This window comes from Streptomyces sp. NPDC045701 (assembly GCF_056432045.1).
Map to the genome: position 1 here is coordinate 368,507 of NZ_JBWKJV010000003.1, position 26,976 is coordinate 395,482.

Sequence of the window (26,976 nt, forward strand, 5' to 3'; positions counted from 1 at the left end):
CGTCAGGGCGTGCCGAGGATGTCCTCGATGACCCGCGCGACACCGTCGTCGTTGTTGGCGACGGTACGGCCGGAGGCGGCGGCGACGACGTCCGGGTGCGCGTTGCCCATCGCGTACGAGCGGCCCGCCCAGGACAGCATCTCGATGTCGTTCGGCATGTCCCCGAACGCCACGACCTCGTCGGCGGAGATGCCGCGCTCGGCGCAGCACAGCGCGAGGGTGCTCGCCTTGGAGACGCCCAGGCCGCTGATCTCCAGCAGCGCGCTGGGGCTGGAGCGGGTGATGTTCACCCGGTCCCCGGCGGCCGTCCGCGCCAGGGCGAGGAATCCGTCCGGGGTCAGGTCCGGGTGGTGGGCGAGCAGCTTGAGCATCGGTGCGCCGAGGCCGGGCTCCTCCTCGTGCAGGAGCTCCTCGGCGGGGGCGATGGTGGCGTCGGGGTCGAGCCAGAAGGGCGGGTAGTCGGGCTCGTAGTGGAAGCCCGTGGCCAGTTCGACCGCGAAGGCGGTGCCGGGTGCCTCGCGGCGCAGCGTCCGCACGACGTCCAGGGCGGTGCCGCGTTCCAGCGGCCGGACCTCCAGCAGCTTGCCGCCGGAGTGCAGGTCGACGACGGCGGCGCCGTTGGCGCAGATGGCCAGGCCGTGTCCGTGCACGTGGTCGCTGACCACGCCCATCCAGCGGGCGGGCCGGCCGGTGACGAAGAAGACCTCGATGCCGGCCTCCTCGGCCGCGGCGAGCGCTGTGATCGTCCGGTGGGAGACCGATTTGTCGTCGCGCAGAAGCGTTCCGTCGAGGTCGGTGGCGATCAACCGGGGACGTCGGTGTGCCGTGGGCCGGGGGCGGGGAGAGGTAGCTGAGGTCACGGGCTCATTCTCCCGTACGGCGGTGCACGGGCGTGCGGATAGCCGCACATCTGAGCCGAAACGGCTTTGTCGGTGGGGCGTCGTAGGCTCGTTCCATGCGTCTGAGCACCGTGATCCTTCCCACCGCCCGCTGGCACGACGGCGGGCGCGAGGCGTGGCTGGGGGCCGAGCGGCTCGGTTTCCACGCCGCCTACACCTACGACCACCTGTCCTGGCGGGTGCCGTTCCGGGACGGACCGTGGTTCGGCGCGATCCCGACGCTGACGGCGGCGGCCGGCGTCACGGAGAGGATGCGGCTCGGCACGCTGGTGACCTCCCCGAACTTCCGGCATCCGGTCACGCTGGCCAAGGAGCTGATCTCGCTGGACGACATCTCCGGCGGCCGGATCACGCTGGGCATCGGCGCGGGTGGCAACGGCTTCGACGCGACGGCGCTGGGGCAGGAGGCGTGGACGCCGCGTGAGCGGGCGGACCGTTTCGCGGAGTTCGTACCGCTGCTGGACCGGCTGCTGACGGAGGAGTCGGTGACGCACCGGGGGGCGTTCTACTCGGCGGACGAGGCGCGCAACGTCCCCGGCTGCGTGCAGCGCCCGAGGCTGCCCTTCGCCGTCGCCGCCACCGGGCCGCGGGGCATGAGGCTGGCGGCGCGGCACGGGCAGGCGTGGGTGACGACCGGGGACCCGAAGCTGTACGAGGCGGGCACGCCGGAGGAGTCGTACGGGGCGCTGCGGGGCCAGCTGGAGAAGCTCGACAAGGCGTGCGCGGACGCCGGGCGGGACAGCGGGGAGCTGGACAGGATCCTGCTGACCGGGTTCACCCCGGACCGGCCGCTGGAGTCCTTCGACGCCTTCGTCGACTTCGCGGGACGCCACTTCGCGCTCGGCTTCACCGAGATCGTGATCCACCGGCCGATCGCTGACACGGTGTTCGCCGCCGACCGGGCGGTCTACGAGCGGATCGCGACTGAGGCTCTCGCCCAGCTGCGCTGAACCCCCGGGACTCGCGCGGCCGGACTGCGGCGGCTCAGCCCGGCGCGGGGAACCGGAGGTAGCCGGGTGGTACGGCGGCGGTGAGCCAGACCCCGTTGGCGCTGACGAGGAAGACATGGCCGTCCCGGTGCATGGCGCCGGCGTCCACACTGAGCACGACGGGGCGGCCCCGCCGGGCGCCGACCCGGGTCGCGGTCTCGCGGTCGGGCGACAGGTGGACGTGGTGCCGGGCCATGGGGCGCAGTCCCTCGGCGCGGATCGCCGGCAGGCTGCGGGGGACCGTGCCGTGGTACAGGTACGCGGGGGGCTCGGCGGCCGGCAGGTCCAGGTCGACGTCGACGGTGTGGCCCTGGTTGGCGCGGACGCGGTCACCGTCGATCGTGAAGCGCCGTTTGTCGTTGGCGGCGACCACGTGCTCCAGTTCGGCGCGGCTGATCCGTACGCCGTGTTCGGCGGCCGCCCGCAGCAGGTCGTCGATCGCGACCCAGCCGTGCGGGTCGAGGACGAGCCCGATGCGCTCGGGCTGATGGCGGAGGTGCTTCGCGAGGTACTTGGACACCTTCACGGTCCGGTCGCCGCCGCCCACGTCCGCCGTCCCGGGTGTGCCGCTCCCGCCGCCCGTCGCGTCCGTCCCTGTGTCGTCGCCCATGCCGATCAGCGTGTCAGGCATCACGCTCTCGCGGCCACAGGAATTCCGGCTTGTAGGTTTGATCCACAAACAGCACCGGTTATCCACAGGCTATTTGACAATTCTGTGGACAACCAACCTGCATTATCAGGGGCTTTGGCCTACTTCGTTTGTTTTGCCGCTTGTTGGAAGAAGTGCGTTCAATGTCCGCGCCTGAACTTCCCGTTCCGCCGCCGCCGCGATGAACGCCGACGCGTTTCGCGGGCCAACGAGCCCGTGCACGGCCCGGATCGTGGCGGCGGGCAACGCCACCTGACGGGTCCTGTCGTCCGTCACCGGGTGCCCCTCGGGTGACAGGTGCCGCCGGAGGTGGCGGGCGGCGAACGTGCTCATGGCGCGCGCCAGTTCGGCGTCCACCGTCTGCTGGGCGAGCGGGCGCAGCCGCCGCACCAGGGCCGCCACCTCCGACGCGTCGGCGTCCGTGGGCGGCCGGTGTTCGAGACAGCGGGCGAAGACGTGCTCCGCGGTGAACTCCAGGAAGCGGTGGGCGATGTGCTCCACCTGGCCGCGAAGTTCCCGCAGGTGACCGGCGATCGCCGACAGCGGCACACCGGCGGCGTACAACTCGGCGGCGACGGACAGCTCCTGGGGGCTCGGCACCAGGAACTCGTCGTCCCTCCCCGGGACCCGCTCCAGTACGCCGAGGTCCAGCGCCTCCTCCACGGCCTGCTCGTCCGGGGTGCCGCCGAAGGCGGCGTCCAGCTCCGCGCGCGTGATCCGGTCCGCCTCCTCGTCCGTCCACGGCCCGTGCACCTCGGCGACCAGCCCGAGGACGCCCCCCAGGCCGCGGCCCGCGTCCCAGGCCTCCAGGAGCTCCTTGATGGACGCCAGGGTGTAGCCGCGCTCCAGAAGGCCGGCGATCTGCCGCAGCCGGGTCAGATGGGCGTCGCCGTACACGTTCGACCTGCCCCGCCGCTCCGGCTTCGGCAGCAGCCCCCGGTCCTGGTAGGCGCGAATGGTCCGGACCGTGGCGCCGCTGTGGTGCGCCAGGTCCTCGATCCGGTACTCGGCCGCCGGTGTCCGTGCCGTCCGCTCGTCCACGCCCGCCCCCGCTCCCCGCTACCCCGGCCCGCCCTGCGCGGGATGGTACGACCGCCGGGTCACAGCTTCACCTCCAGCCGGGCGAGCCTCCGCAGGACCCCCGGCGCCAGCCTCGCCAGCAGCCGGGCACCATGTGCCTCGGGAGTCACCGGCACCACCGCCTGGTTCCGCACGACGGCCCGCAGGATCGCGTCGGCGACCTTCTCCGGAGGGTAGTTGCGCAGCCCGTACCACCGGGCCGCCTTCTTCTGCCGGCGCTTCTCCTCGTCCTCCGACACACCGGCGAAGCGCGCGGTGGCCGTGATGTTGGTGTTCACGATGCCCGGGCAGACGGCGGTGACCCCGATGCCCCGCCCGGCCAGCTCGGCGCGCAGGCATTCGCTGAGCATGAGCACCGCCGCCTTGGAGGTGCTGTACGCGGGCAGCATCCGGGACGGCTGGAACGCGGCGGCGGAGGCGGTGTTGACGATGTGGCCGCCCTGCCCGCGCTCGGCCATCCGCCGGCCGAAGATCCGGCAACCGTGGATGACGCCCCACAGGTTGACGTCGAGGACCTTCTTCCAGTCGTCGCTCGTCGTCTCGAGAAAGGGCCCTGACAGGCCTGTTCCGGCGTTGTTGACCAGGACGTCGACCGCCCCGTAATCGCGGGCGACCTTGTCGGCGAGCTTCTCCATGGCCTGCTCGTCGGCGACGTCCACCGCCTCGCCCCAGGCGTCCGGCGCCCCGATCAGCCGGGCCAACCCGGCCGTCCGGGCCGCGCCCTCGGCGTCCCGGTCCACCGCCACCACCCGCGCGCCCGCCGCGGCGAACGCGCACGCGGTGGCCCGGCCGATACCGCTGGCGGCACCCGTGACCAGGACCAGCTGCCCACCGAACCGGTCCGCGTACCGACGACCCGTCGCCACCGGTGCCGGCATCCCGCCGCCCGGGTCCTCGTGCGCCCGGACGAACTCGGTGATCCAGGCGGCCAGCTGGTCCGGCCGCGTGCGCGGCGCCCAGTGCTTGGCCGGCAGCGTCCGGCGCACCAGCCGGGGGGCCCACGTCTCCAGCTCGTCGTAGAGCCGCTCCGACAGGAAGGCGTCACCGGTCGGCGTGATCAGCTGCACGGGCGCGTGGGCGTACGCGTCCGGGCGCGGGCGCCGCAGCCGCGCCCGGACGTTGTCCCGGTAGAGCCAGGCACCGTGTGCCGCGTCCGCCGGGAGCGAGGCGGTCGGATAGCCGTCGTCCGGCATCTTCTCCACCCGCCGCACGAGGTCGGGCCACCGCTTGCCGAGCGGCCCGCGCCAGGCCAGCTCCGGCAGCACCGGGGTGTGCAGCGCGTACACGTACCAGGACCGGGCGCCCTGGCCGAGCAACTGGCCGACCCGGCGCGGGGTGGGGCGGCGCACCCGCCGCTTGATCCAGTGCCCGAAGTGGTCCAGGGACGGCCCGGACATCGAGGTGAAGGAGGCGATCCGCCCCTCGGTCCGCCGGACCGTGACGAACTCCCACGACTGCACCGACCCCCAGTCGTGCCCGACCAGGTGCACCGGCCCGTCCGGGCTGACCGCGTCCACCACCGCCAGGAAGTCGTCGGTCAGCTTCTCCAGCGTGAACCCGCCGCGCAGCGGCTTCGGGGCCGTCGACCGGCCGTGCCCGCGCACGTCGTACACCACCACGTGGAAGTGCTCGGCGAGCCGCGCCGCGACCTCGGACCACACCTCCTTGGAGTCCGGGTAGCCGTGCACCAGCACGACCGTGGGCCGGTCCCCGTCGCCCAGCTCGGCGACGCACAACTCGACCCCGCCCGTACGGATACGGCGCTCCCGCGCGCCCCGCAACCCGTCCACCGCCATCAGACCGCCTCCCAGCACCGCACATGCGGCAGATCGTCGTCCAGCCAGAACGCGCTCTGTTCGGAGTCCCTGGAGTCGGTGACGACCAGCAGCTCCTCGAACTTCGCGCCCGTGCCCCGGAAACCGATGAACGGCATGCCCGCCTCCGGCCACCGGTTCGTGGGGAAGACGGTGTGCCGCTCCCCGTGCCGCTCCCCGTGCCGCTCTCCGTGTCGCGCGCCCGCCTGCCTGCCGGACGCGTCCTGCCCGCCGTACGGTGCCCCGCCGTGCGCGTGCCAGCCGTGTGCCCGACCGCGGTGCCCTCGCTCCCCATACGCGCCCCCCCGCCACGCCCCTGCCCGCCACGCGCCCCTACGCCGAGCGTGTCGCCGTACGTGTCCTCGCGCGTGCGCTACGCGGTCGTAACGTGACACTGCTGAATGTGACAATGCCCGGCGGCTGCGTCAAGAGCCCCGCGTCGTCTGTGGAAAACCCCGCCTCCGGTGCCAGGCCCCTACGGGCCCGTACTCCTGGAGACGGACACGAATCCAGCCGCCTGGTCTGACGTCCGGTGTGGCGTCGGCCACTACCGTCGAAGCGTGACTGTGATCGCGACCGAAAGCCTCAGCAAGCGGTTCCCCCGGGTGACCGCTCTCGACCGGCTCTCCCTGGACATCGGGCCCGGTGTGACCGGACTTGTGGGTGCCAACGGAGCCGGCAAGTCCACCATGATCAAGATTCTGCTGGGTCTGTCCCCCGCCACCGAGGGCCGGGCCGAGGTCCTCGGCCTCGACGTCGCCAAGGACGGCCCCGCCATCCGCGAGCGGGTCGGGTACATGCCCGAGCACGACTGCCTGCCGCCCGACGTCTCGGCCACCGAGTTCGTGGTGCACATGGCGCGCATGTCCGGACTGCCACCCACCGCCGCGCGGGAACGCACCGCCGACACCCTGCGCCACGTCGGCCTGTACGAGGAGCGCTACCGCCCCATCGGCGGCTACTCGACCGGCATGAAGCAGCGGGTGAAGCTCGCCCAGGCGCTGGTGCACGACCCGAAACTGGTCCTGCTGGACGAACCGACCAACGGTCTCGACCCGGTCGGCCGCGACGAGATGCTGGGCCTGATCCGCCGCGTGTACACGGACTTCGGCATCTCGGTCCTGGTCACCTCCCACCTGCTGGGCGAGCTCGAACGCACCTGTGACCACGTCGTCGTCATCGACGGCGGCAAGCTCCTGCGCTCCAGCTCCACCAGCGACTTCACCCAGCTCACCACCACCCTCGCGGTCGAGGTCACCGACACCGACACGCACCCCGACGGCACCGCCGCGCTCCGCAAGGCGCTCACGGCGGCCGGAATCACCCTGCACGCACGCGTGGAGGACGGCCTGCCGGGCGCCGGCCACGTCCTGCTGCTGGAGGCGACCGGCGAGCAGACGTACGACCTGGTGCGCGACACCGTCGCCGACCTCGGACTCGGCCTGGTCCGGATGGAACAGCGCCGCCACCACATCGCCGAGGTCTTCCGCCCCGCGCCGGACTCGGCCGCGGCCCAGCCGCAGGAGGTGCGGACCCGATGAGCACGCCCACGCCCCACGCGCAGACCCGGATTCACAACATCGGGTACCGCGACTACGACGGCCTCCGCCTCGGCCGCGCCTACGCGCGCCGCTCGCTGTTCTCGCAGTCGCTGCGCGGCGCCTACGGACTGGGCCGGAGCGCCAAGTCCAAGGTGCTGCCGATGATCCTGTTCGCGGTGATGTGCATCCCCGCGCTGGTCGTCGTCGCGGTCGCCGTGGCCACCAAACTGAAGGACCTGCCGCTGGACTACACGCGGTACGCGATCTTCACGCAGGCCGTCATCGGCCTGTACCTGGCCTCGCAGGCGCCCCAGTCCGTCTCGCGCGACCTGCGGTTCAAGACCGTACCGCTGTACTTCTCCCGCCCCATCGAGCGTGTCGACTACGTCGTCGCGAAGTACGGCGCGATGGCCGCGGCCCTGTTCATCCTGACCGCGTCGCCGCTGCTCATCCTCTACATCGGGTCGCTGCTGGCGAAGATGGACTTCGTCGACCAGACCCAGGGCTTCGCACAGGGACTGGTCTCCGTGGCACTGCTCTCGCTCCTCTTCGGCGGAATCGGCCTGGTCCTCGCCGCGCTGACGCCCCGCCGCGGCTTCGGCGTCGCCGCCGTGATCGCCGCCCTCACCATCTCCTACGGCGCCGTCTCCACCCTCCAGGCCATCGCCTGGAGCACCGATTCGCTGGACGCCGTCCCGTGGCTCGGCCTGTTCTCCCCCATCACCCTCATCGACGGCGTACAGACCGCCTTCCTGGGCGCCACCTCGTCCTTCCCGGCCGAGGCGGGACCGGGGGCGGGCCAGGGCGCGGTCTACCTGCTGGTCGTCCTCGCACTCGTCGCGGGCTCCTACGCCGTCCTGATGCGCCGCTACCGGAAGGTCGGGCTGTGACCACCATCGACATCGACCACGTCTCGCGGTGGTTCGGCAACGTCGTGGCCGTCAACGACGTCACCATGACCATCGGACCCGGTGTGACCGGGCTGCTCGGCCCCAACGGCGCCGGCAAGTCCACCCTGATCAACATGATGGGCGGCTTCCTCGCCCCCTCCAACGGATCCGTGACCCTCGACGGGGAGCCGATCTGGCGCAACGAGTCGGTCTACCGCCGGATCGGTGTCGTGCCCGAGCGGGAGGCGATGTACGACTTCCTCACCGGCCGCGAATTCGTCGCCGCCAACGCCGAGTTGCACGGCCTGGGCGCGGCCGAGGCGCAGAAGGCCCTGGCCACGGTGGAGATGGAGTACGCGCAGGACCGCAAGATCGCCACCTACAGCAAGGGCATGCGCCAGCGCGTGAAGATGGCCTCCGCCCTCGTCCACGAGCCGTCCGTGCTGCTGCTGGACGAGCCGTTCAACGGCATGGACCCGCGCCAGCGGATGCAGCTGATGGACCTGCTGCGGCGGATGGGCGCGGAGGGCCGCACGGTGCTGTTCTCGTCGCACATCCTGGAGGAGGTCGAGCAACTCGCCTCCCACATCGAGGTGATCGTCGCCGGACGGCACGCGGCGAGCGGCGACTTCCGCCGCATCCGGCGCCTGATGACCGACCGGCCGCACCGCTATCTCGTCCGTTCCAGCGACGACCGCGCCCTCGCCGCCGCGCTGATCGCCGACCCGTCGACGGCCGGCATCGAGGTGGACGTGACGGAGGGCGCCCTGCGCATCCAGGCGGTCGACTTCGCGCGCTTCACCGAGCTGCTGCCGCGGGTCGCGCGGGCGCACTCCATCCGGCTGCTGACGGTCTCGCCCTCGGACGAGTCCCTCGAGTCGGTCTTCTCGTACCTCGTCGCGGCCTGAAGGGAGCCTTACGACCATGTACAACCCCACAGTCGCCCGGCTCACCTACCGGGCCCTGCTCGGCCGCCGCCGGGCCGCGATCCTCTTCGTCCTGCCCGGGCTGCTGCTGCTCATCGCGGCCGCCGTCCGCGGCTTCAACGGCGCCGACGACCAGATCGCCGCCGACGTCCTGGGCGGGTTCGCGCTCGCCACGATGGTGCCCCTGATCGGCGTCATCGCCGGTACGGGTGCGATCGGGCCCGAGATCGACGACGGCTCGATCGTCTACCTGCTCGCCAAGCCGGTGAAGCGGCCGACGATCATCTTCACCAAGCTGATCGTGGCCATCGCCGTCACCATGGTGTTCTCGGCGGTCCCGACCTTCCTGGCCGGGCTGATCCTCAACGGCAACGGACAGCAGGTGGCGGTCGCCCACACCGTCGCCGCGCTCGTGGCCTCGATCGCGTACAGCGCGCTCTTCCTGCTGCTCGGTACGGTCAGCCGCCACGCGGTCGTCATCGGCCTGGTGTACGCCCTGGTGTGGGAGGCCCTGTTCGGCAGCCTCATCGCGGGTGCCAAGACGCTCAGCGTCCAGCAGTGGGCGCTGGCGGTCGCCGAGAGGGTCACGGGTGACGGGCTGGTCGCCTCCGACGTGGGCCTGCCGGCCGCGGTGGCGCTGCTCGCGGGCGTGACGGTGGCGGCGACCTGGTACGCCGGCCAGAAGCTGCGGACCCTGACGCTGGCGGGCGACGAGTAGTCACGCGAAAAGGCCCTCCACGCGCGCGTGGAGGGCCTTTCCCGTTTCCCGACCCCGTTTCCGGATCGCGTTTCCCGGTCCCGTTTCCGATGTCGTGCTCCCGGTTCGCGTCCTCCACACGACGGCCCGACGCTCAGGGTGCTACACCTTGCGGTCCCGCGCCGCCAGCAGGCCCACCACCAGGGCCGCCGCGCACACGCACAGGACCAGGGCGATCGGCACCGTCCAGCCCCCGGTCGCCTCGTGCACCGCGCCCGCGGCGAGCGGACCGGCGGCCGCCAGCAGGTAGCCGACCGTCTGCGCCATCCCCGACAGCCGCGAGGCGGTCACCGCGTCCCCGCTGCGCAGCACGATCAGCGTCAGTGCCAGACCCACCGCGCCGCCCTGCCCGACCCCGAGGACCGCCGCCCACAGCCAGGCGCCCGACACGGGAGCGGTCATCAGCCCCACGTATCCGGCGGCGACCAGCGAGGTCACCAGCGCGACCAGGGGCCGCTGGGAGCGCATCCGGCCGGCCAGCAACGGCACCAGGAAGGCGCCCGCCACCTGGATGAGGTTGTTGAAGGCGAAGACGACCCCCGCCGCCGAGCGGCTCATGCCGTGGTCGGTGAAGATGGTCGGCATCCAGGCGATCAGGACGTACGACCAGAGGGACTGCAGGCCCATGAACAGCGTGACCTGCCAGGCCAGCGCCGACCGCCAGACCCCGCGGCCGGCCCCGGGAGCCCGCGGGGCGCTCCGCGCGTGCCCGGTCCGCCCCCGGGCGATCAGCACCTGCGGCAGCCACGCCACCGCCGCCACCGCCGCCAGCAGCGACCAGAACGCCAGCGACGCCTCCCAGCTGCCCCCGAACGCCCGCTCCAGCGGTACGGAGGCCGCGGCCACCACCGTCGCGCCCGCGATCATCGAGCCCGTGTAGACGGACGTCATGGCGGCGGCCCGGTCGGGGAAGTCCCGCTTGATCAGCCCGGGCATCAGGACGTTGAGCAGCGCGATCGCCGTGCCCACCAGGACGCCGCCGCCGTACAGCGCGTACACGGAGGGCAGGACGCGCACCAGGATGCCGGCGGCGAGCAGCAACAGCGCGCCGAGCAGCACCTGTTCGGTGCCCAGCCACCGCGCCAGCCGGGGCGCGACCAGCGCGCCCAGCCCGAGGAACAGCACCGGCACCGAGGTGACCAGTGAGGTCGCGGTCGACGACAGCCCGAACGCCGCGCTGATCTCACCGGCCAGCGGCGACACGCTCGCGAGCGCCGCCCGCATGTTCAGCGATGCCAGCACGATGCCGACGAGCAGCAGTACCGGATGGGCGAGCAACGCCCGCCGGGCGGCGGCCCCTTGCGGCGAGGACCGGGCATCGGCCTCCGCGTCGAGGAGCAGCTGATCGGCGTCCGGGCGTGACAAAACGTACACCTTTCTTGAAAACGTTCGACAACGTACGAAGGTGAAGGAAGGCAACGTACGTGGGGCAAAAGGGAGATCAGTGGGTGGCGACGATCGCCCTGACCGCTTCCATGGGCGCGCGCAGCAGCTCCCGCACCGCGTCCCCGGCCGCCTCGGGGTCGCCCGCCTCGACCGCTTCGACCAGCGCCTCGTGCGCGTCCAGGTCGATGGCGGGCATGGCGTGGTCGCCGAGCGACTCGACGAGGCTCTCGTGCACCTGCACGGAGAAGAACCGGTACACCTCGGTGAACGCGGCGTTGTGCGTGGCCTCGACCACCGCCCGGTGGAAGGCCAGGTCGGCGTCCGCGTCCCGGTCGCCCTCCTCGCGGAGGGTCGCCAGCGCGGCGCGCAGCCGCAGCAGGTCGTGGGTGTCCCGGCGGGCGGCGGCGAGCCGGGCGGCCTCCGTCTCCAGGGCGGTCCGCAGCTCCAGGACGTCCAGGGCGCCGGCCGCCCGGACGGTGCGGAGCACGGCGGCGGGGTCGGCGGTGGAGCGTACGAACGTGCCGTTGCCCTGCCGGGACTCCAGCAGGCCGGCGTGGACGAGGACGCGGACGGCCTCGCGGACGGTGTTGCGCCCGACACCGAGCTGCTCGGCGAGCTCGTGCTCGGTGGGGATGCGGTCCCCCACCGCCCATTCCCCGTGGGTGAGCTGGGCGCGGAGCTGGTCGACGACCGCGTCGACGAGGGAGGTCCGTCCTGCGGCCTTCAGCACCATCTGTCCACTGCTCCATTCCGCCTATTCGCCCGGTTGCCCAGTCATCCTACAACTTGCCTCGCGGATTACTGTGGGCACATCCGCACTCACTCACACCCTGGGGAGCAAGCCATGTCAGACCGCTTCGACGTCGTCGTACTCGGAGCAGGCCCCGGCGGATACGTCGCCGCCATCCGCGCCGCCCAGCTGGGCAAGCGCGTCGCGGTGGTCGAGGAGAAGTACTGGGGCGGTGTCTGCCTGAACGTCGGCTGCATCCCCACCAAGGCCCTGCTGCGCAACGCCGAGCTGGCCCACCTCTTCACGCACGAGGCGAAGACGTACGGCATCAAGGTCGACGGCCAGGTCTCCTTCGACTACGGCGAGGCGTTCCGGCGCAGCCGCACGGTCGCGGACGGCCGCGTCAAGGGCGTCCACTTCCTGATGAAGAAGAACAAGATCACCGAGTTCACCGGCCGGGGCACCTTCCTGGACGCGAACACGATGCAGGTCGCGCTGACCGACGGGACGACGACCACGATCTCGTTCGACAACTGCGTCATCGCGACCGGTGCCACGCCGCGACTGCTGCCGGGTACGCGGCGCAGCGAGCGCGTCGTGACATACGAGGAGCAGATCCTCGCGGGCGACCTGCCGCGTTCGATCGTGATCGCGGGCGCGGGCGCGATCGGCATCGAGTTCGCGTACGTGCTGCACAACTACGGCGTGAAGGTCACCATCGTCGAGTTCCTCGACCGGATCGCGCCGCTGGAGGACAAGGACGTCTCGGCGGAGCTGGCGAAGCAGTACCGCAAGCTCGGCATCGACGTGCTGACCTCCACGCGCGTGGAGTCGATCGACGAGTCCGGCGCCCAGGTGCGGGTCGCGGTGACCGGCAAGGACGGCAAGCAGCAGGTGCTGGAGGCGGACAAGGTGCTCCAGGCGATCGGCTTCGCGCCGAACGTCGAGGGGTACGGCCTGGAGAACACGGGCGTGCGGCTCACCGAGCGCGGCGCGATCGACGTCGACGGCCGTTCGCGCACGTCGGTGCCGCACATCTACGCGATCGGTGACGTGACGGCGAAGCTGATGCTCGCGCACACGGCCGAGGCCATGGGCGTGGTGGCCGCCGAGACCCTCGCGGGCGCGGAGACCATGGAGCTCGACTACCCGATGATCCCGCGCGCCACGTACTGCCAGCCGCAGATCGCCAGCTTCGGCTGGACGGAGGAGCAGGCGCGGGAGAAGGGCTTCGACGTCAAGGTCGCGAAGTTCCCGTTCATGGCGAACGGCAAGGCGCACGGGCTCGGTGACGCGACCGGGTTCGTGAAGCTGATCAGCGACGCGAAGTACGGCGAGATCATCGGCGCCCACCTGATCGGGCCGGACGTCACGGAGCTGCTGCCCGAGCTGACGCTGGCCCAGCAGTGGGACCTGACGGTGCACGAGGTGGCGCGGAACGTCCACGCCCACCCGACGCTGGGCGAGGCCGTCAAGGAGGCCGTGCACGGCCTCGCGGGGCACATGATCAACTTCTGAGCCCCGAAGGCAGCGGTACGGCGGTAAGGGGCCGGCGGCGGACGGGACCGGCGTTACGGGGCCGGCGGTACGCCCCTACCGACCGGACGGCAGTGGCAGGGACCCGACGCCGGTACCGGCCCGACGGCGCGGCGCCCCGGTAATCCGGTGGCGCCGCGTCGCGCGTGCGGGGCACATTGGTGAGGCACGGGCAGCTGCCGGGGGCGGCCGCTTCGAGCGCGCGACCCGTCGCGCGGGCCGCCCCTCCCGGCGCGCCGCTCGCCCGTACGCGGGGAGCCACCGACGCCCGCGACGGCGGACGGAGCCGGTCAGCCGCTCAGCAGCTGCTCCAGCACCACCGCGATGCCGTCCTGGTCGTTGGACGCCGTGATCTCGTGGGCCACGGCCTTGAGGTCGTCGTGCGCGTTGGCCATGGCCACGCCGTGGTGCGCCCAGGCGAACATCGGGATGTCGTTCGGCATGTCGCCGAACGCGATGGTGTCCGCCGCCTTCGCGCCCAGCCGGCGGGCCGCCAGGGACAGCCCCGTGGCCTTGCTCAGGCCGAGCGGCAGGATCTCCACGACGCCCGCGCCGGCCATCACCACGTCCACCAGTCCGCCGACCGCCTGGCGGGCGGCCAGGGCCAGGGCGTCGTCGTCCAGCTCGGGGTGCTGGATGTAGACCTTGTTGAGCGGGGCGGACCACAGGTCGGCCGGGTCCTCGTACGGGACGTACGGCAGCGGGCCCTCCTGGACCCGGTAGCCGGGGCCGACCAGGACCTCGCCGTCCAGGCCGTCGCGGCTGGCGGCGAGGGCCAGCGGGCCGACCTCGGCCTCCAGCTTGGACAGCGCGAGGCCGGCGAGCTGGCGGTCCAGGGTCACGGAGGTCAGCAGCCGGTGCTCGCCCGCGTGGTAGACCTGGGCGCCCTGGCCGCAGACGGCGAGGCCGTCGTACCCCAGGTCGTCCAGGATGTGGCGGGTCCAGGGGACGGCGCGGCCGGTGACGACGATGTGCGCGGCGCCCGCCGCCGTCGCGGCGGCGAGCGCGTCACGCGTGCGCTGGGAGACCGTGTCGTCGGAACGCAGCAGCGTGCCGTCGAGGTCGGTGGCGACCAGCTTGTAAGGGAACCCGGTCACTTGGAGACGGGCTCCAGGACTTCCCGGCCGCCGAGGTACGGACGGAGGACCGGGGGGACCCGCACCGAGCCGTCGGCCTGCTGGTGGTTCTCCAGCAGCGCGACGATCGTGCGGGGCACGGCGCACAGGGTGCCGTTCAGCGTCGCCAGCGGCTGCACCTTCTTGCCGTCGCGCATCCGCACCGACAGGCGCCGCGCCTGGAAGCTGTCGCAGTTCGACGCGGACGTCAGCTCGCGGTACTTGCCCTGGGTCGGGATCCACGCCTCGCAGTCGTACTTGCGCGAGGCGGAGGCACCGAGGTCACCGGTGGCCACGTCGATCACCTGGAACGGCAGCTCCAGGGAGGTCAGCCACTGCTTCTCCCAGTCCAGCAGCCGCTTGTGCTCGGCCTCGGCGTCCTCGGGGGCGACGTACGAGAACATCTCCACCTTGTCGAACTGGTGGACCCGGAAGATGCCCCGGGTGTCCTTGCCGTACGTGCCGGCCTCGCGCCGGTAGCAGGGCGAGAACCCGGCGTACCGCAGCGGCAGCTTCTCCGCGTCGAGGATCTCGTCCATGTGGTAGGCGGCCAGCGGCACCTCGGACGTACCGACGAGGTAGTAGTCGTCCTTCTCCAGGTGGTACACGTTCTCGGCGGCCTGGCCGAGGAAGCCCGTGCCCTCCATGGCGCGCGGGCGGACCAGGGTGGGCGTCAGCATCGGGATGAACCCGGCCTCCGTCGCCTGGGCGATCGCGGCGTTGACGAGGGCGAGCTCCAGCAGCGCGCCGACGCCGGTGAGGTAGTAGAAGCGCGAGCCGGAGACCTTGGCGGCGCGCTCGACGTCGATGGCGCCCAGCGCCTCGCCGAGCTCCAGGTGGTCCTTGGGCTCGAAGCCCTCCGCGCCGAAGTCGCGGACGGTGCCGTGCGTCTCCAGGACGACGAAGTCCTCCTCGCCGCCGACCGGCACGTCCTCGTGGACGATGTTGCCGAGCTTCAGCAGCAGTCGCCTGGTCTCGTCGTCCGCCTCGTTCTGGGCGGCCTCGGCGGCCTTGACGTCCGTCTTCAGCTGCTCGGCCTTCCGCAGCAGCTCCGCGCGCTCCTCCGGGGACGCCTTGGGGATCAGCTTGCCGAGCCCCTTCTGCTCGGAGCGGAGTTCGTCGAAGCGCACGCCGGACGACCTGCGCCGCTCGTCGGCGGAGAGCAGGGCGTCGACGAGGCCGACGTCCTCTCCACGGGCGCGCTGGGAGGCGCGAACACGGTCGGGGTCCTCACGGAGCAGGCGAAGGTCAATCACCCCACCAGGCTACCGGTGCGTGCTCGGGTCACCCCAGCCGATATGCCGTGTGGGTCTTGCGTGTCACTTTGCCCGAAATGCAGGAGTTTATCCCTGAGAAAAGCGAACCGGTAATTCCCCGGCCCGCCTCTCGCGCCCGTGAAGGGGGCGGCGGGGCGCCCGGCCCGGCCGTCGCTCTCCGGCCATGTTCGAGTGACGTTGTCCACAGAAGCCCGCCGAGTCGGCAAGTTATCCACAGGCTGTGCGAATCCGCTGTGGACTCAGAAATGGATCATTCCGATTGCCGGGCCATCGCCCTGGAATGACGCTGGATTCCCCCGCCAAACCCGGCCGACCCACTCATTCGGGTGGGAAATTCTCGCCCTAAGGAGTTGATCGGCGGAATTGAGGTGACACGGTCGCGGTGCGGCACTCTGCGGCCACCTGGGGCGGCTGGAGAGATTTGTCGACCCTGTCCCCTTGTGTTGTCGACTTGTCCCCAGGTCGAGAAGCACCCCTGTGGATAACTTTTGTGGACGTACGGTCAGGCCCGGCCGTCCTGGCACCGGGCCAGCCAGTCGGACGCCGCCGTGAACTCCTGGTCGGACGTCCCCGGCCGCAGCGGCGTCACGTCCTCCTGCGTCGCACCGGCGCGCGGGTACGAGCCGAGGAACCGGACGCGCTCACAGATCCGCTTCAGGCCCATCAGCGCCTCGCCCACCCGCCGGTCCGAGATGTGTCCCTCGGCGTCGATGGCGAAGCAGTAGTTGCCGATGCCCGCACCGGTCGGCCGCGACTGGAGCAGCATCAGGTTCACCCCGCGCGCCGCGAACTCCTGGAGCAGCTCCAGGAGCGCCCCCGGATGGTCCTCGCGCTGCCAGATGACCACCGACGTCTTGTCCACCCCCGTCGGCGCCGCCGGCCGGGCAGGCCGGCCCACCAGCACGAACCGGGTCTCCGCGTTCTCGGCGTCGTGGATCTCGGAGACCAGCGCCTCCAGCCCGTACGTCGCCGCGGCGAACTCACCGGCGAACGCCGCGTCGAACCGCCCCTCCTGCACCAGCCGCGCCCCGTCCGCGTTCGAGGCGGCCGACTCCCACACCGCCTCGGGCAGGTGGGCCCGCAGCCAGTTGCGCACCTGCGGCTGCGCCACCGGGTGGCCCGTGACGGTCTTGACGTCGGACAGCTCGGTGCCGGGCCGGACCAGCAGCGCGAACGCGATCGGCAGCAGCACCTCGCGGTAGATCATCAGCGGCTCGCCGGACGCCAGCTCGTCGAGGGTCGCGGTCACCCCGCCCTCCACCGAGTTCTCGATCGGTACGAGGGCGGCGGCGGCCTCCCCGTTGCGCACCGCGTCCAGGGCGGCGGGCACGGAGACCATCGGCACCAGCTCCCGCGTGGCGGCTTCCGGCAGCGTGCGCAGGGCGGCCTCGGTGAAGGTGCCCTCGGGACCGAGATACGTATAGCGAGTGGCCGACATACCGGTCACCCTAATGCGCCGGACGCCCGCGCGGTCACGCCTCCAGCAACCGCTGTCCCACGTACTCGCCCTCGCCCGGCCCGCCGGGAACGGCGAACAGGCCGCTCGCCTCGTGGCGGATGAAGGGCGACAGCGCGTCCCCCCGGTCCAGCTTGCGCTGCACCGGTACGAACCCCCTGCGGGGATCGGCCTGCCACGCGATGAACAGCAGCCCCGCGTCCGGTGTCCCGTCCGCCCCGATGCCGTCGTGGAACGAGAACGGGCGCCGCAGCATCGCCGCGCCGCCGTTCTGCTCGGGCGCCGAGATGCGCGCGTGCGCGTTGTCGGGGACGACCGGTTTCCCGTCCGGTCCCGTCCTGTCCAGGTCGAGCTCCGTCGTCTCGCTGCCGCCCGTCAGCGGTGCCCCGTCCGACTTACGGCGCCCGATGACCCGCTCCTGCCGCGTGAGCGACAGCTTCTCCCAGTCGTCCAGCAGCATCCGGATCCGGCGGACGACCGCGTACGAGCCGCCCGTCATCCACGGCTGGTCCCCGCCCGCCGCGACGAAGACCCGCTCCTGGAAGTCCGGCTCGGACGGCTTCGGGTTGCGGGACCCGTCGACCTGCCCCATCAGGTTGCGCGCGGTCATCGGGTGCGCGGTGGCGCCCGGCGAGCGGTTGAAGCCGTTCATCTGCCAGCGCACCCTCGCCGCCGCGCCCGCCTCCTTCTGCACGGCGCGCAGCGCGTGGAACGCGACCAGCGCGTCGTCGGCGCCGATCTGCACCCACAGGTCGCCGTTCGACCGCCTGGCGTCCAGCCGGTCCGAGGAGAACGCGGGCAGCGGGTCCAGCTCCGCCGGCCGCCGGGCCACCAGCCCCGTCCGGTCGAAGAAGGAGGCGCCGAAGCCGAACGTGACGGTCAGCGAGGACGGCCCGGCGTCCAGGGCGACCCCGGTGTCCCCGGGGCCGGCCGGCTCGCCCGCCATCAGCCGCTCGGCCACCGCCGACCAGCGGCGCATCAGCGCGGCGGCCTCCGTGCGCCCCGCCCCCGGCACCAGGTCGAAGGCCACCAGGTGGCCACGCGCCTGCAACGGCTGGAGGATGCCCGCCTGGTGCGCGCCGCGGAACGGCACGGCGGTCGAGCCGACGGACGCCAGCGCCGTACCGGCGGGCTGTGAACCGGCGGCGTAGGCCGCGGCGCCGCCGGCCGCGCCGAGCGCCAGCCCGGTCGCGCCGGCCGCGCCGACGGTGCCCAGCAGCCTGCGCCTGGAGATGTCGAGGTGTTCGGTGCTCACGGTCAGGTCAGCCGATCTTCACGTTCTTGTCGATGGTGGTCTGGTCGATGTCGGAGGTCCGCACGGTCACCTGGAGCTTCCACTCGCCCGGCATCGGGATCTGCACCCCGGCCGACGTCCAGTGCCCGGCGGTGACCCGGTCGGGTACGACGGGCAGCGGCCCGATCTGCCGCGACTCCAGGGTGAACGACACCCTCAGCTCCGGTACGTCCAGGGGCCGCCCGTCCGGGCCGTCGGCGTACACGTGCATCGCGTTCCCGCCGGAGCGGCCGGGGTCGAGGGTGAGCCGTACCGTCCCCCTGCCGTTCACGCCGCCCGTGTCGAAGGGCAGCGTCAGGTCCAGCGGCCGGTCCGGCAGGGCGGCCGGGGCGGACACCTGCGCACGCCCCGCCTCCTCCTCCGTACGGCCCGGCTCGGTCGTCGTCAGCAGGGTCGTCACCGCGAGCAGCACCACCGCGACCCCCGCCTCCGCCAGCACGGAACGGCGCAGCCCGGCCCGCTCCGGGTCGGCGTCGCGGGCGCGGCGGGCCCGGGCGGTGGCGAGGGCGGCCCGCTGGCGGGCGAGCTGGGCGGCGCGCTCCGGGTCGTCCGGAACGGCGACCGGCTCGCGGTCGCCCCCGCCGTCCCCGCCGTCCTCCGCGTCCTGCGCGGCGTCCTCCGCCCCGGCCCCCGCGTCCTCGTCCCGGGCCACGGCGGCCGTCTCCGCGAGCCGCTCCGTCCACCGCCGCGAGAGCCACGCCACCCCGACCAGGACGGCGACCAGCCCCACCTTGAGCAGCAGCAACCGGCCGTACGCCGTACCGGTCAGCGCCGACCAGGAGCCGACCTGGCGCCACGACTGGTAGATCCCGGTGGCGGCCAGCACGACCACGGAACCGAACGCGACGCGGGAGAAGCGCCGTACCGCCGACCGCTCGATGGACGGCTCCCGGTACAGGACGACCAGCAGCGCGGCCAGCCCGCCCAGCCAGGCGGCCATCGCCAGCAGGTGCACGATGTCGACGGGCATCGCGACGAGCGGCTGGAGCCCCGCCGAGGCGTGCTCGGACAGTGCCCACGTACCCGCGATCCCGGCCGCGACCACGGTGCCGCCGAGTGCGAGCCCGAAGGTCAGGTCCTTCTTCTCGTTCTCGTCCGCACGCCTGGTGTAGGCACCGAACAACACGGCGACGAACAGCGCCGCCGCACCCAGCAGCAGCAGCCGCGAGACCAGCGCGGCGCCGGTCCTGGTCTCCAGGACCGCGCCGAGCGAGCCCGGTCCGAAGTCCGCGCCGGTGTACGGCCCGCGCAGCAGCAGCAGCGCCGCCGTGGCCGCCGTCAGCGCCACCCACCCGCGCACCACGAGCCGTTGCAGCGGCCGTACGGCCGCGCCGCGCGGCCAGCAGGCCAGGACGAACGCGGCGCCGCCCACCAGCAGGACGAACCCGCCGTAAGAGACGTACCGCGCGATCCCGTAGAGCACCCCGACGAACCCGCCGCCCGCCTCCTCCTCCGGCAGCGCGACGGTGGTCTTCGACGGGGCGCCGATGGAGAAGGTGAACGCGCCGGAGATGGGGTGGCTGTCGGCGGACACGGCACGCCAGGCGACGGTGTACGTGCCGTCCGGCAGCCCGGCGGGCAGGTCCACGCCGTACTTGACGACCGCTCCGGCGCCCAGGTCGCGCACCTCGCCGGTGTCGGCGCGCTTGCCGCTTGGCGCCAGGACCCGGATCGCGTCGTCCCCCAGGGCGACCTGCTCGGAGAAGGTGAGCGTGACGCCCTTGGGGGCGGTGGCGACCACCGCCCCGTCCCTCGGGTCGCTGCCGGTGAGCGCGGCGTGGGCGCTCGCCGTGCCGGAGAGCACGGTGCCGAGCAGCGCCGCGGTGGCCAGGATCAGCCAAAGGACGCGGGCGGTCCCGAAGGGCGGGGCGGTGGCCGTCATGGTGTGTCAGTCCCCCGGTGCCTGGTGCGTCGACGGGTTGTGGGTCGCGGCCTCCACCGGGAGGTCGACCCCGATCGGGCCGGACTTCTCGAAGTGCAGCTCTACGCGCACCTTGTCGCCCTGCTTCGGCCGCTTCTTGATGGCCATGAACATGATGTGGCTGCCACCGCGTTCGAGCCTCAGCTCACCGTCGGCGGGGATGTCGAAGGACGTCACCCGCCGCATCTTCTGGTCCTTCGTCTCGTGGATCTGGACGTCGTCGGAGAGCGGGCTGGTGACCGAGGTGAGCTTGTCCGCGGCGTCCCCGCTGTTGGTGACGGTCAGGAAGCCGCCGGCCATGTCGCCCACCGGCTGCGGCATGAAGGCCCCGTGCACCTTCAGTTCCGGCGCGCCGCCAAAGGAGCACCCGCCGAGCGCCAGGGCCCCGGTGAGGGCCACGGCGGTCGTCAGGGCGGTGAGGGCGGTGCGGCGGGTCACGGGTTCTCCCCCTTGACGATCTTCGGGAGGTCCTTCTCGTAGTCCTCGGCGGTGGTGTCGTCGTCGAAGACGACGTAACCCCGGTCCGTCTTCGGCGAGAACGCGATCACCTGCGCGCCGTGCATGGAGACGACCGAACCGTCCTTCTCCTTCTTCGGCGGGTCGATGCCGATGCCCATCTGGCGCGCGCCCGCCTGGATGGTCGGGAAGTCGCCGGTGAGTCCGGTGAAGGCGGGGTCGCCGGCGCCGGGCAGCCACTTGGCGAGCTCGGCGGAGGTGTCCCGCTCGGGGTCGGTGGTGACGAAGACGACCTGGAGCTTGTCCCGGTCGGCTTGGGGGAGTTCCTTGTAGGCCAGCGCGATGTTGCTCATGGTCAGGGGGCAGACGTCGGGGCAGTGCGTGTAGCCGAAGTAGATCAGCGTCGGCTTGCCCTTGGTCCGTTCCCGCAGGTCGTACGTCTCTCCCTTGGTGTCCTTCAGGACGAGGTCGGGCTTCTCGAAGGGCCGGTCGAGCACGGTCGCGGCCTTCTCGGGGGACGCCTCGACGGACATGCCGGTGGACGCGGTGTCCTCGCCGCCGCCGCACGCCGACAGGGTGAGTGCCGATACGGCGACGAGCGCGGCGGCGAGCACACGGGTGCGGCGGCGCGGACGGAACCGCCCGCCGGTGTTCTGGAGGTGCATGGGGGTTTCTCTTTCGGGGTTCCTGGGGACGGCCGTCAGGCCGAGCGGCGGCGTCCGGCGAGGACGCCGAAGGCGACACCGGCGGCGCCGACGAGGATGCCGACGACACCGAGGACCCGGGCGGTGGTGTCACCGGAGCCGGCCGCCGAGGCCTTCTCCTCGGTGGCGTGGCCCTTGCCGGCCGCCTCGTCGTCCGCCGTGCCGGCCGTGGCGCCGGCGTGGTGGTCGTCCGTCGCCGCGGACAGCTTCAGGACGGGAGCGGGGGTCTGCGGCTCCGGGGCGCCGTCCTTCGGCTCCTCGATCCAGCGCACGACCTCCTTGTTGTCGTACGTCTGGAGGGCCTTGAAGACGAGGCGGTCGGTGTCCTCGGGGAGCTGCCCGAGGGAGACGGTGAACTGCTGGAACTCACCGGGAGCGATCTTCGAACCGGCGGCGGTCCAGGTGATCTTCGTGGCCGCCTCGGTGATCTTCTTGCCGTGCACCTCCAGCGGCTTGTCGAGCTTGGCCTTGGTGACCTCGGCCTTCCAGCCCGGGACCGGCTGCGTCGAGACGGACGCGAGGGGGTGGTCGGCGGGGAGGGTCACCTCGAGCTTCACGGTCGAGGCGTTGTCCCGCTCGTTGGGGACCTTGAAGGCGACCGTGGCGTACCCGCCCTTGGCGGCCTCGCCCTGCGGCTGCACGCTGACGTGGGCGAAGGCGGTCCCGGAGAGCAGGACCACGGAGGAGACGGCGAGGCCACCGGCCAGGGCGGCGCGGGAAAAGACGTTCATGACGACAACACACTCCACAGAGAGCGGGGAAACGGTGAACGCGCGCGAGGGCGCACCACGGCACCACTCCCGTCGAGTGGGCCGTGTCAGGCTGCGAGGGCGTAGCGGAGTACGGCCGGGGGGCCGCGCCTGATCACCGTGTGCTGGAGTGCTTCCGCCGCGGCGGGCGGCGGGGGGTCGTCCTCGGTACGCGGCGGCCTCGGCCCGCCCGCGGGCAGCGCGGGCAGCCCGGCGACCAGGGCGCGTACGAGGGCGAGGGAAGCGCGCAGCGAACGTACGAGCGCCCCTTCGGCGAGTCCGGTGGCGCCGCGTGACGACAGCCGGACCAGCTTGAGCAGGGCGAGGTCGCCGCGCCGCAGCAGCCAGCCGGTCGCCACGGCGGCCAGCAGGTGCCCGAGGACCATGGGAAGGCCGGGCCACAGCCCGGCGGCGGGCTCGGCCACGAGGCCCGCGACCCCCGCGTGCCCGGCGTGTCCCGCGTGCTCCGCGGGGGAGACGGCGGTGGCCGGGTCCAGCCCGGCGCGGGTGACGATCCGGTGCGCGTCCGCGGGGCTCAGCGACGACGCGCCCGCCCCGCACACCAGTTTGGCAGCCATCCGGATCAGCGCGTCGTCCGCCCGGTCGCCGATATCCACCGTGAGCCGCTGCCGCTGTCCGAACCCGAACAGCGCGTGCAGGCCGAGCTGGCCGCCGGCCAGCGCCGTGGCGATCACGGGAAGCGACCGCTCGCGCCCGGTGAACGGCACGACCGACACGAACACACAGAGGAACCCGAGGGCCAGCGTCCACCACGGGACGGTCTCGCAGGCCGCGAGCACGTGCCCCAGCGCGGACAGCACGAGGCAGACCGCGGTGAACACCGCGGCCCTCAGCAGCCGTGGACCAGCGGAAGGGGCAGACATGGCCGGGCCATCATCGCACTGCGCCCCTTCCCTCCACACGGCAGGTCCGGAAGGTCACTGTTTGGCCCCCGGAGTCCGCATGGCCCGGACAGAGTCCGACACACGCCGACATACAACGGCGTACGGGCTACGCATATCCGCCGAACGGGGGCCCACGCGTCCATGCGGGGCTTACTGGGCAGAGGTGGGGGCAATACGTAACGGTATGTCGAGCCGCAGCCAGGAGGCTGGAGCATGAGCATCTGGTGGTCACTCCATTTGCGGCGCGAGGCTGCGAGCGTTCCGCTCGCCCGTCGCCTCCTTCTCGGCACCATGGAGACCGCGGGCGTCGACCCGGAGATCTCCTACGACCTGTCCCTCGCCCTCACCGAGGCGTGCGCCAACGCGGTGGAGCACGGCGGGCGGACGGAGACGGGGGACGTCTCCGCGGAGTATCGCGTGACCGCGTACCTGGACGGGGAGAAGTGCCGCATCGAAGTGGCGGACTCGGGCCCCGGTTTCCCCGCCGGGCCCGCGCCGACGGTCCGCAGGCCCGTCCTGGAGGCCGAGGACGGACGGGGCCTGCGCCTCATCGAGGAGCTGGCCGACCACGTCCACTTCGGCAACAGATCGGGACGCGGCGGCGCGGTCGTCAGCTTCGACAAGATCGTCAAGTGGCGTACCGGCGCCCCGCTCGTGGCGTCCTGACCCGCGCACGACGAGGCCCCCGTCGGTCGCGACCGACGGGGGCCTCGTCGTGCGCGGGGGAGGGTCAGCCCTTCAGGGCCGCCATCCACGCCTCGACCTCGTCCGACCGGCGCGGCAGCGCGGCGGACAGGTTCCGGTTGCCGTCCTCGGTGACCAGGATGTCGTCCTCGATCCGGACGCCGATGCCCCGGTACTCCTCCGGCACCGTCAGGTCGTCCGCCTGGAAGTACAGGCCCGGCTCGACGGTCAGGCACATGCCCGGCTCCAGGACGCCGTCCACGTACGTCTCGGTCCGCGCGGCCGCGCAGTCGTGGACGTCCATGCCCAGCATGTGCCCGGTGCCGTGCAGGGTCCAGCGCCGCTGGAGGCCCAGCTCCAGGACCTTCTCCACGTCCATGTCGCCGAGCAGCCCCCAGGACACCAGCCGCTCGGCCAGCACCCGCTGCGCGGCGTCGTGGAACTCGCGGTACTTGGCGCCCGGCCGCACCGCCGCGATGCCCGCCTCCTGGGCGTCGTACACGGCGTCGTAGATCTTGCGCTGGAGCTCGGTGAAGCGGCCGTTGATCGGCAGCGTCCGCGTCACATCGGCCGTGTAGAGGGTCGTCGTCTCCACGCCCGCGTCCAGCAGCAGCAGCTCACCGGAGCGGACCGGGCCGTCGTTGCGCACCCAGTGCAGGGTCGTGGCGTGCGGTCCGGCCGCGCAGATGGAGCCGTAGCCGATGTCGTTGCCCTCCACGCGGGCGCGCAGGAAGAAGGTGCCCTCGATGTACCGCTCGCTGGTCGCCTCGGCCTTGTCCAGGACGCGGACCACGTCCTCGAAGCCCCGCGCGGTCGCGTCGCAGGCGCGCTGGAGCTCGCCGATCTCGAACTCGTCCTTCACCAGGCGAGCCTCGGAGAGGTACACCCGCAGTTCCTCGTCGCGCTCGGCGGTGACCTTGTCGGTCAGGGCCGCCTCGATGCCCGCGTCGTGGCCGCGCACGGTGCGCACCGGGCCGGTCGCCTCGCGGAGGGCGGCCGGCAGTTCGCGCACGTCCTTGGCCGGGATGCCGAGCAGCTGCTCCGCCTCCGTGAGGGAGTGCCGGCGACCGACCCACAGCTCGCCCTGGCCGTCGAGCCAGAACTCGCCGTTCTCCCGGTCGGAGCGCGGCAGCAGGTAGACGGTCGCCTCGTGGCCGCCGCCCCTCCTCGGCTCCAGCACCAGGACGCTGTCGTGGGTGTGGTCGCCGGTGAGGTACGCGTACTCCGTGGACGGGCGGAAGGCGTACTCCGTGTCGTTGGAGCGGGTCCTCAGGTTGCCCGAGGGGATCACCAGCCGGTCGCCGGGGAAGCGCTCGGACAGCGCCGCACGGCGGGCGGCGGTGCGGGCCGCCTGGGGGATGGGCTCCAGGCCGTGCAGCTCGGTGTCGGCCCAGCCGGACTTCATGTTCTCCGCGAGCTCGTCGGACACGCCCGGATACAGGCCGTTCTTGCGCTGCTTGATCGGCTCGTCGGTCTCTTCCGGGGTCTCCGGGGTGAGCTCTTCGGCCACGGGTCCGCCTCCTGATCGGTACGACATCGACCTCCCCCACGCCCGGGTGCCGGGCAGGGGGGATCCCCACCATCGTACGGTCGTGCGGTCGAGCGGCCCCAGGGCCTTTCGTCACGCGGCCGTCACGCGAAGCGCGCGGCGAGCATCACCACGTCCTCGTCCCCGTGACCGCCGTCCGGCAGCACCGTCCGCAGTACGTGGTCGGCGACCGCGCCCGGGTCCGACCGGTCCCCCTTGGGGACGGTCGTCGCGGCCGCGTGCAGCCGCGCGAAGGCCCGGTCCATCGTGTCCCCGGTGCGCCGCAGCAGCCCGTCCGTGTAGAGGAGCACCGTCTCGCCGGGCTCCGGGGCGATCCCCACGCTCGGCGCCTCCCAGCAGGCCAGCATCCCGAGCGGGGCCGACAGCGACGTCTCGACGAACTCGGTGCGCCGCTCGCCCACGATCAGCGGCGGGGTGTGCCCCGCCCCGGCCAGCAGGATCCTGCGGTGCGCGGGCTCGGCGTACGCGAACAGCGCGGTGGCCGACCGGGCCGGCTCGGTCAGGCGCAGCAGCAGCTCCAGGTCGGAGAGCACGGCGACGGGGTCCTCGCCCTCCATCACCGCGTACGCCCGCAGCGAGGCGCGCAGCCGTCCCATCGCGGCCAGCGCGCCGGGCCCCGATCCGGACACCGACCCGACCGCCATGCCGAGCGCGCCCTCCGGGAGCGCCAGCGCGTCGTACCAGTCGCCGCCGCCCCGCGGCCCGGTGCGGTGCCGGGCGGCGAGCTGGACGCCCGGGACGCGCGGCAGCCGGCTGGGCAGCAGCTCCTCGGCGATGGCGGCCAGCCTGGAGCGGCCCCGCTCCAGCTCCAGGAGCCGGGCCAGGTGCTCGGAGGCGTACTTCCCGTACAGGCCGACGAGGTGGCGCCGGCCCTCGGCCGGTTCGGCGGGCTCGTCGTACAGCCAGACGGCGGCGCCCAGCCTCCCGGCCGTCCCGGTGGCCAGCGGCACGGCGTAACTGGCGGCGTAGCCGAGGCGGGCGGCGACCTCCCGGTGGCGCGGGTCGAGGCCCTCGTCGGCGAACAGGTCGGGCACGGCGACCGCGACGGGGCCGGGGGGCCGCCGCTCGGCGAGGGGCTCGCCGGGGAGGTCGTCGAGGATGCGGCCGTAGGAGGTGGCGCTGCGCGGCACGGTCTCGATGGTGCCGAGGTCGGCGTGGGCCAGGCCCAGCCCGATGGTGGTGGTGGGCCCGAGGCCGTCGGCGGGTTCGAGGACGGCCATGCCGCGGCGGGCGCCGACGAGCGCGGCGCCGGCGCGCAGGACCTCCTGGAGGGCGTCGTGGAGGGTGCCCGTACGGGTGAGGCGTTCGGTGAGTTCGTGCAGCGTGGTGAGGTCGGAGACCCAGCCCGCCAGCTTGTCCTGGATCATCGCACCGGGCGCGACGGGTGGGGTCGGGAGGCCGGGCAGGGGCTCCGCAGTGTGTGCGGGCGCCGGAACAGTTGGATCGATTCCAGCCACTTTCGGCAGGTGAGGGGCGCTCATGGCAGCCGGCTCTTCGACGGGCGCGTTTCGCTGGATAGCATCGCAAACCCCCATGTCAATCTGCGCCGCTGTCACTGGAACCACATCTACACGCACAAGTGAGGCGATGTCCAGCATTGTCACGGCTCGGACGCGCGGTATTTACGTGAGCAGCAACTTGGCTCAAAAATGCCCCCATGCACAGGATT

Annotated in this window: 24 protein-coding genes and 1 pseudogene; 7 read left to right on the forward strand and 18 right to left on the reverse strand. The window is 72.5% G+C overall.

What is annotated here, in order from left to right; genetic code table 11:
• Positions 1-2: 2 nt before the first annotated feature.
• Positions 3-860 (reverse strand): Cof-type HAD-IIB family hydrolase, encoded by an 858-nt coding sequence (locus AC07DW_RS05790; protein ID WP_478856346.1) that lies wholly within the window; start codon positions 858-860, stop codon positions 3-5.
• A gap of 95 nt (positions 861-955) precedes the next feature.
• Between AC07DW_RS05790 and AC07DW_RS05795 the strand changes: the two genes are divergently transcribed.
• Positions 956-1,849, forward strand: a complete 894-nt coding sequence (locus tag AC07DW_RS05795) for an LLM class flavin-dependent oxidoreductase (RefSeq protein WP_478856347.1) — start codon at positions 956-958, stop codon at positions 1,847-1,849.
• A 34-nt stretch (positions 1,850-1,883) separates the two neighbouring features.
• Here the strand turns inward: AC07DW_RS05795 and AC07DW_RS05800 are convergent, their stop codons facing one another.
• From AC07DW_RS05800 to AC07DW_RS05815, 4 genes and pseudogenes are all read right to left on the reverse strand, one after another.
• On the reverse strand, positions 1,884-2,498 hold the full coding sequence (locus tag AC07DW_RS05800; RefSeq protein ID WP_478856348.1) for an RNA 2'-phosphotransferase: 615 nt from the start codon (positions 2,496-2,498) through the stop codon (positions 1,884-1,886).
• 126 nt (positions 2,499-2,624) lie between these two features.
• Positions 2,625-3,578, reverse strand: coding sequence for a MerR family transcriptional regulator (locus tag AC07DW_RS05805; protein ID WP_478856349.1), 954 nt, complete (start codon positions 3,576-3,578; stop codon positions 2,625-2,627).
• A gap of 59 nt (positions 3,579-3,637) precedes the next feature.
• Positions 3,638-5,413: an SDR family oxidoreductase gene (locus tag AC07DW_RS05810; RefSeq protein ID WP_478856350.1), complete on the reverse strand. Its 1,776-nt coding sequence runs from the start codon at positions 5,411-5,413 to the stop codon at positions 3,638-3,640.
• Positions 5,413-5,547: pseudogene (locus AC07DW_RS05815) on the reverse strand (M24 family metallopeptidase); the annotation flags it as partial. The pseudogene AC07DW_RS05815 and the gene AC07DW_RS05810, both read right to left, overlap by 1 nt.
• A gap of 450 nt (positions 5,548-5,997) precedes the next feature.
• Between AC07DW_RS05815 and AC07DW_RS05820 the strand changes: the two are divergent.
• Genes AC07DW_RS05820 through AC07DW_RS05835 form a run of 4 tightly spaced genes read left to right on the forward strand, consistent with a single transcriptional unit; the run spans position 5,998 to position 9,506 of the window.
• Positions 5,998-6,972: an ABC transporter ATP-binding protein gene (locus AC07DW_RS05820; RefSeq protein ID WP_478856390.1), complete on the forward strand. Its 975-nt coding sequence runs from the start codon at positions 5,998-6,000 to the stop codon at positions 6,970-6,972.
• Complete coding sequence (locus tag AC07DW_RS05825; protein ID WP_478856351.1) at positions 6,969-7,862, forward strand: ABC transporter permease; 894 nt, start codon at positions 6,969-6,971, stop codon at positions 7,860-7,862. The genes AC07DW_RS05820 and AC07DW_RS05825 overlap by 4 nt, the downstream gene beginning before the upstream one ends.
• Positions 7,859-8,770 (forward strand): ABC transporter ATP-binding protein, encoded by a 912-nt coding sequence (locus AC07DW_RS05830; protein WP_478856352.1) that lies wholly within the window; start codon positions 7,859-7,861, stop codon positions 8,768-8,770. The genes AC07DW_RS05825 and AC07DW_RS05830 overlap by 4 nt, the downstream gene beginning before the upstream one ends.
• A gap of 16 nt (positions 8,771-8,786) precedes the next feature.
• Positions 8,787-9,506, forward strand: a complete 720-nt coding sequence (locus AC07DW_RS05835; RefSeq protein WP_478856353.1) for an ABC transporter permease subunit — start codon at positions 8,787-8,789, stop codon at positions 9,504-9,506.
• 141 nt (positions 9,507-9,647) lie between these two features.
• Here the strand turns inward: AC07DW_RS05835 and AC07DW_RS05840 are convergent, their stop codons facing one another.
• On the reverse strand, positions 9,648-10,910 hold the full coding sequence (locus tag AC07DW_RS05840; protein ID WP_478856354.1) for a CynX/NimT family MFS transporter: 1,263 nt from the start codon (positions 10,908-10,910) through the stop codon (positions 9,648-9,650).
• Positions 10,911-10,986: 76 nt separating this feature from the next.
• Entirely contained in the window at positions 10,987-11,664 is a 678-nt protein-coding gene (locus AC07DW_RS05845) for a FadR/GntR family transcriptional regulator (protein WP_478856355.1), read from the reverse strand.
• A 111-nt stretch (positions 11,665-11,775) separates the two neighbouring features.
• Between AC07DW_RS05845 and lpdA the strand changes: the two genes are divergently transcribed.
• On the forward strand, positions 11,776-13,179 hold the full coding sequence (gene lpdA / locus AC07DW_RS05850; protein WP_478856356.1) for a dihydrolipoyl dehydrogenase: 1,404 nt from the start codon (positions 11,776-11,778) through the stop codon (positions 13,177-13,179).
• Positions 13,180-13,487: 308 nt separating this feature from the next.
• On the opposite strand, the gene AC07DW_RS05855 is transcribed toward lpdA, so the two are convergent.
• From AC07DW_RS05855 to AC07DW_RS05895, 9 genes are all read right to left on the reverse strand, one after another.
• Positions 13,488-14,294, reverse strand: a complete 807-nt coding sequence (locus AC07DW_RS05855; RefSeq protein WP_478856357.1) for an HAD family hydrolase — start codon at positions 14,292-14,294, stop codon at positions 13,488-13,490.
• Positions 14,291-15,568 carry a serine--tRNA ligase gene (gene serS, locus AC07DW_RS05860; protein WP_478856358.1) on the reverse strand — a complete coding sequence of 426 codons (1,278 nt, stop codon included), beginning with the start codon at positions 15,566-15,568 and terminating at the stop codon, positions 14,291-14,293. The genes AC07DW_RS05855 and serS overlap by 4 nt, the downstream gene beginning before the upstream one ends.
• A 523-nt stretch (positions 15,569-16,091) precedes the next feature.
• Complete coding sequence (gene pheA / locus AC07DW_RS05865; protein ID WP_478856359.1) at positions 16,092-17,027, reverse strand: prephenate dehydratase; 936 nt, start codon at positions 17,025-17,027, stop codon at positions 16,092-16,094.
• A gap of 34 nt (positions 17,028-17,061) precedes the next feature.
• Positions 17,062-18,300 (reverse strand): iron uptake transporter deferrochelatase/peroxidase subunit, encoded by a 1,239-nt coding sequence (gene efeB, locus AC07DW_RS05870; RefSeq protein WP_478856360.1) that lies wholly within the window; start codon positions 18,298-18,300, stop codon positions 17,062-17,064.
• Positions 18,301-18,307: 7 nt separating this feature from the next.
• Positions 18,308-20,221, reverse strand: a complete 1,914-nt coding sequence (locus tag AC07DW_RS05875) for a copper resistance CopC/CopD family protein (RefSeq protein ID WP_478856361.1) — start codon at positions 20,219-20,221, stop codon at positions 18,308-18,310.
• Positions 20,222-20,227: 6 nt separating this feature from the next.
• Entirely contained in the window at positions 20,228-20,698 is a 471-nt protein-coding gene (locus tag AC07DW_RS05880; protein WP_478856362.1) for a copper chaperone PCu(A)C, read from the reverse strand.
• Positions 20,695-21,381: an SCO family protein gene (locus AC07DW_RS05885; protein WP_478856363.1), complete on the reverse strand. Its 687-nt coding sequence runs from the start codon at positions 21,379-21,381 to the stop codon at positions 20,695-20,697. Before AC07DW_RS05885 ends, AC07DW_RS05880 begins: the two co-directional genes overlap by 4 nt.
• Before the next feature lie 35 nt (positions 21,382-21,416).
• The gene (locus tag AC07DW_RS05890; RefSeq protein ID WP_478856364.1) at positions 21,417-22,151 is read right to left on the reverse strand and encodes a YcnI family copper-binding membrane protein; all 735 of its coding nucleotides are present in this window, start codon (positions 22,149-22,151) and stop codon (positions 21,417-21,419) included.
• 86 nt (positions 22,152-22,237) lie between these two features.
• Positions 22,238-23,053: a hypothetical protein gene (locus AC07DW_RS05895; protein ID WP_478856365.1), complete on the reverse strand. Its 816-nt coding sequence runs from the start codon at positions 23,051-23,053 to the stop codon at positions 22,238-22,240.
• Between the two features lie 234 nt (positions 23,054-23,287).
• On the opposite strand from AC07DW_RS05895, the gene AC07DW_RS05900 reads away from it, so the two are divergent.
• A complete protein-coding gene (locus tag AC07DW_RS05900; protein ID WP_478856366.1) occupies positions 23,288-23,740 on the forward strand; it encodes an ATP-binding protein in 453 nt (150 codons plus the stop codon).
• 64 nt (positions 23,741-23,804) lie between these two features.
• Here AC07DW_RS05900 and AC07DW_RS05905 read toward each other — a convergent pair whose 3' ends face one another.
• Positions 23,805-25,268 carry an aminopeptidase P family protein gene (locus AC07DW_RS05905; protein WP_478856367.1) on the reverse strand — a complete coding sequence of 488 codons (1,464 nt, stop codon included), beginning with the start codon at positions 25,266-25,268 and terminating at the stop codon, positions 23,805-23,807.
• 122 nt (positions 25,269-25,390) lie between these two features.
• Complete coding sequence (locus AC07DW_RS05910) at positions 25,391-26,905, reverse strand: PP2C family protein-serine/threonine phosphatase (RefSeq protein ID WP_478856368.1); 1,515 nt, start codon at positions 26,903-26,905, stop codon at positions 25,391-25,393.
• Between the last annotated feature and the right edge of the window lie 71 nt (positions 26,906-26,976).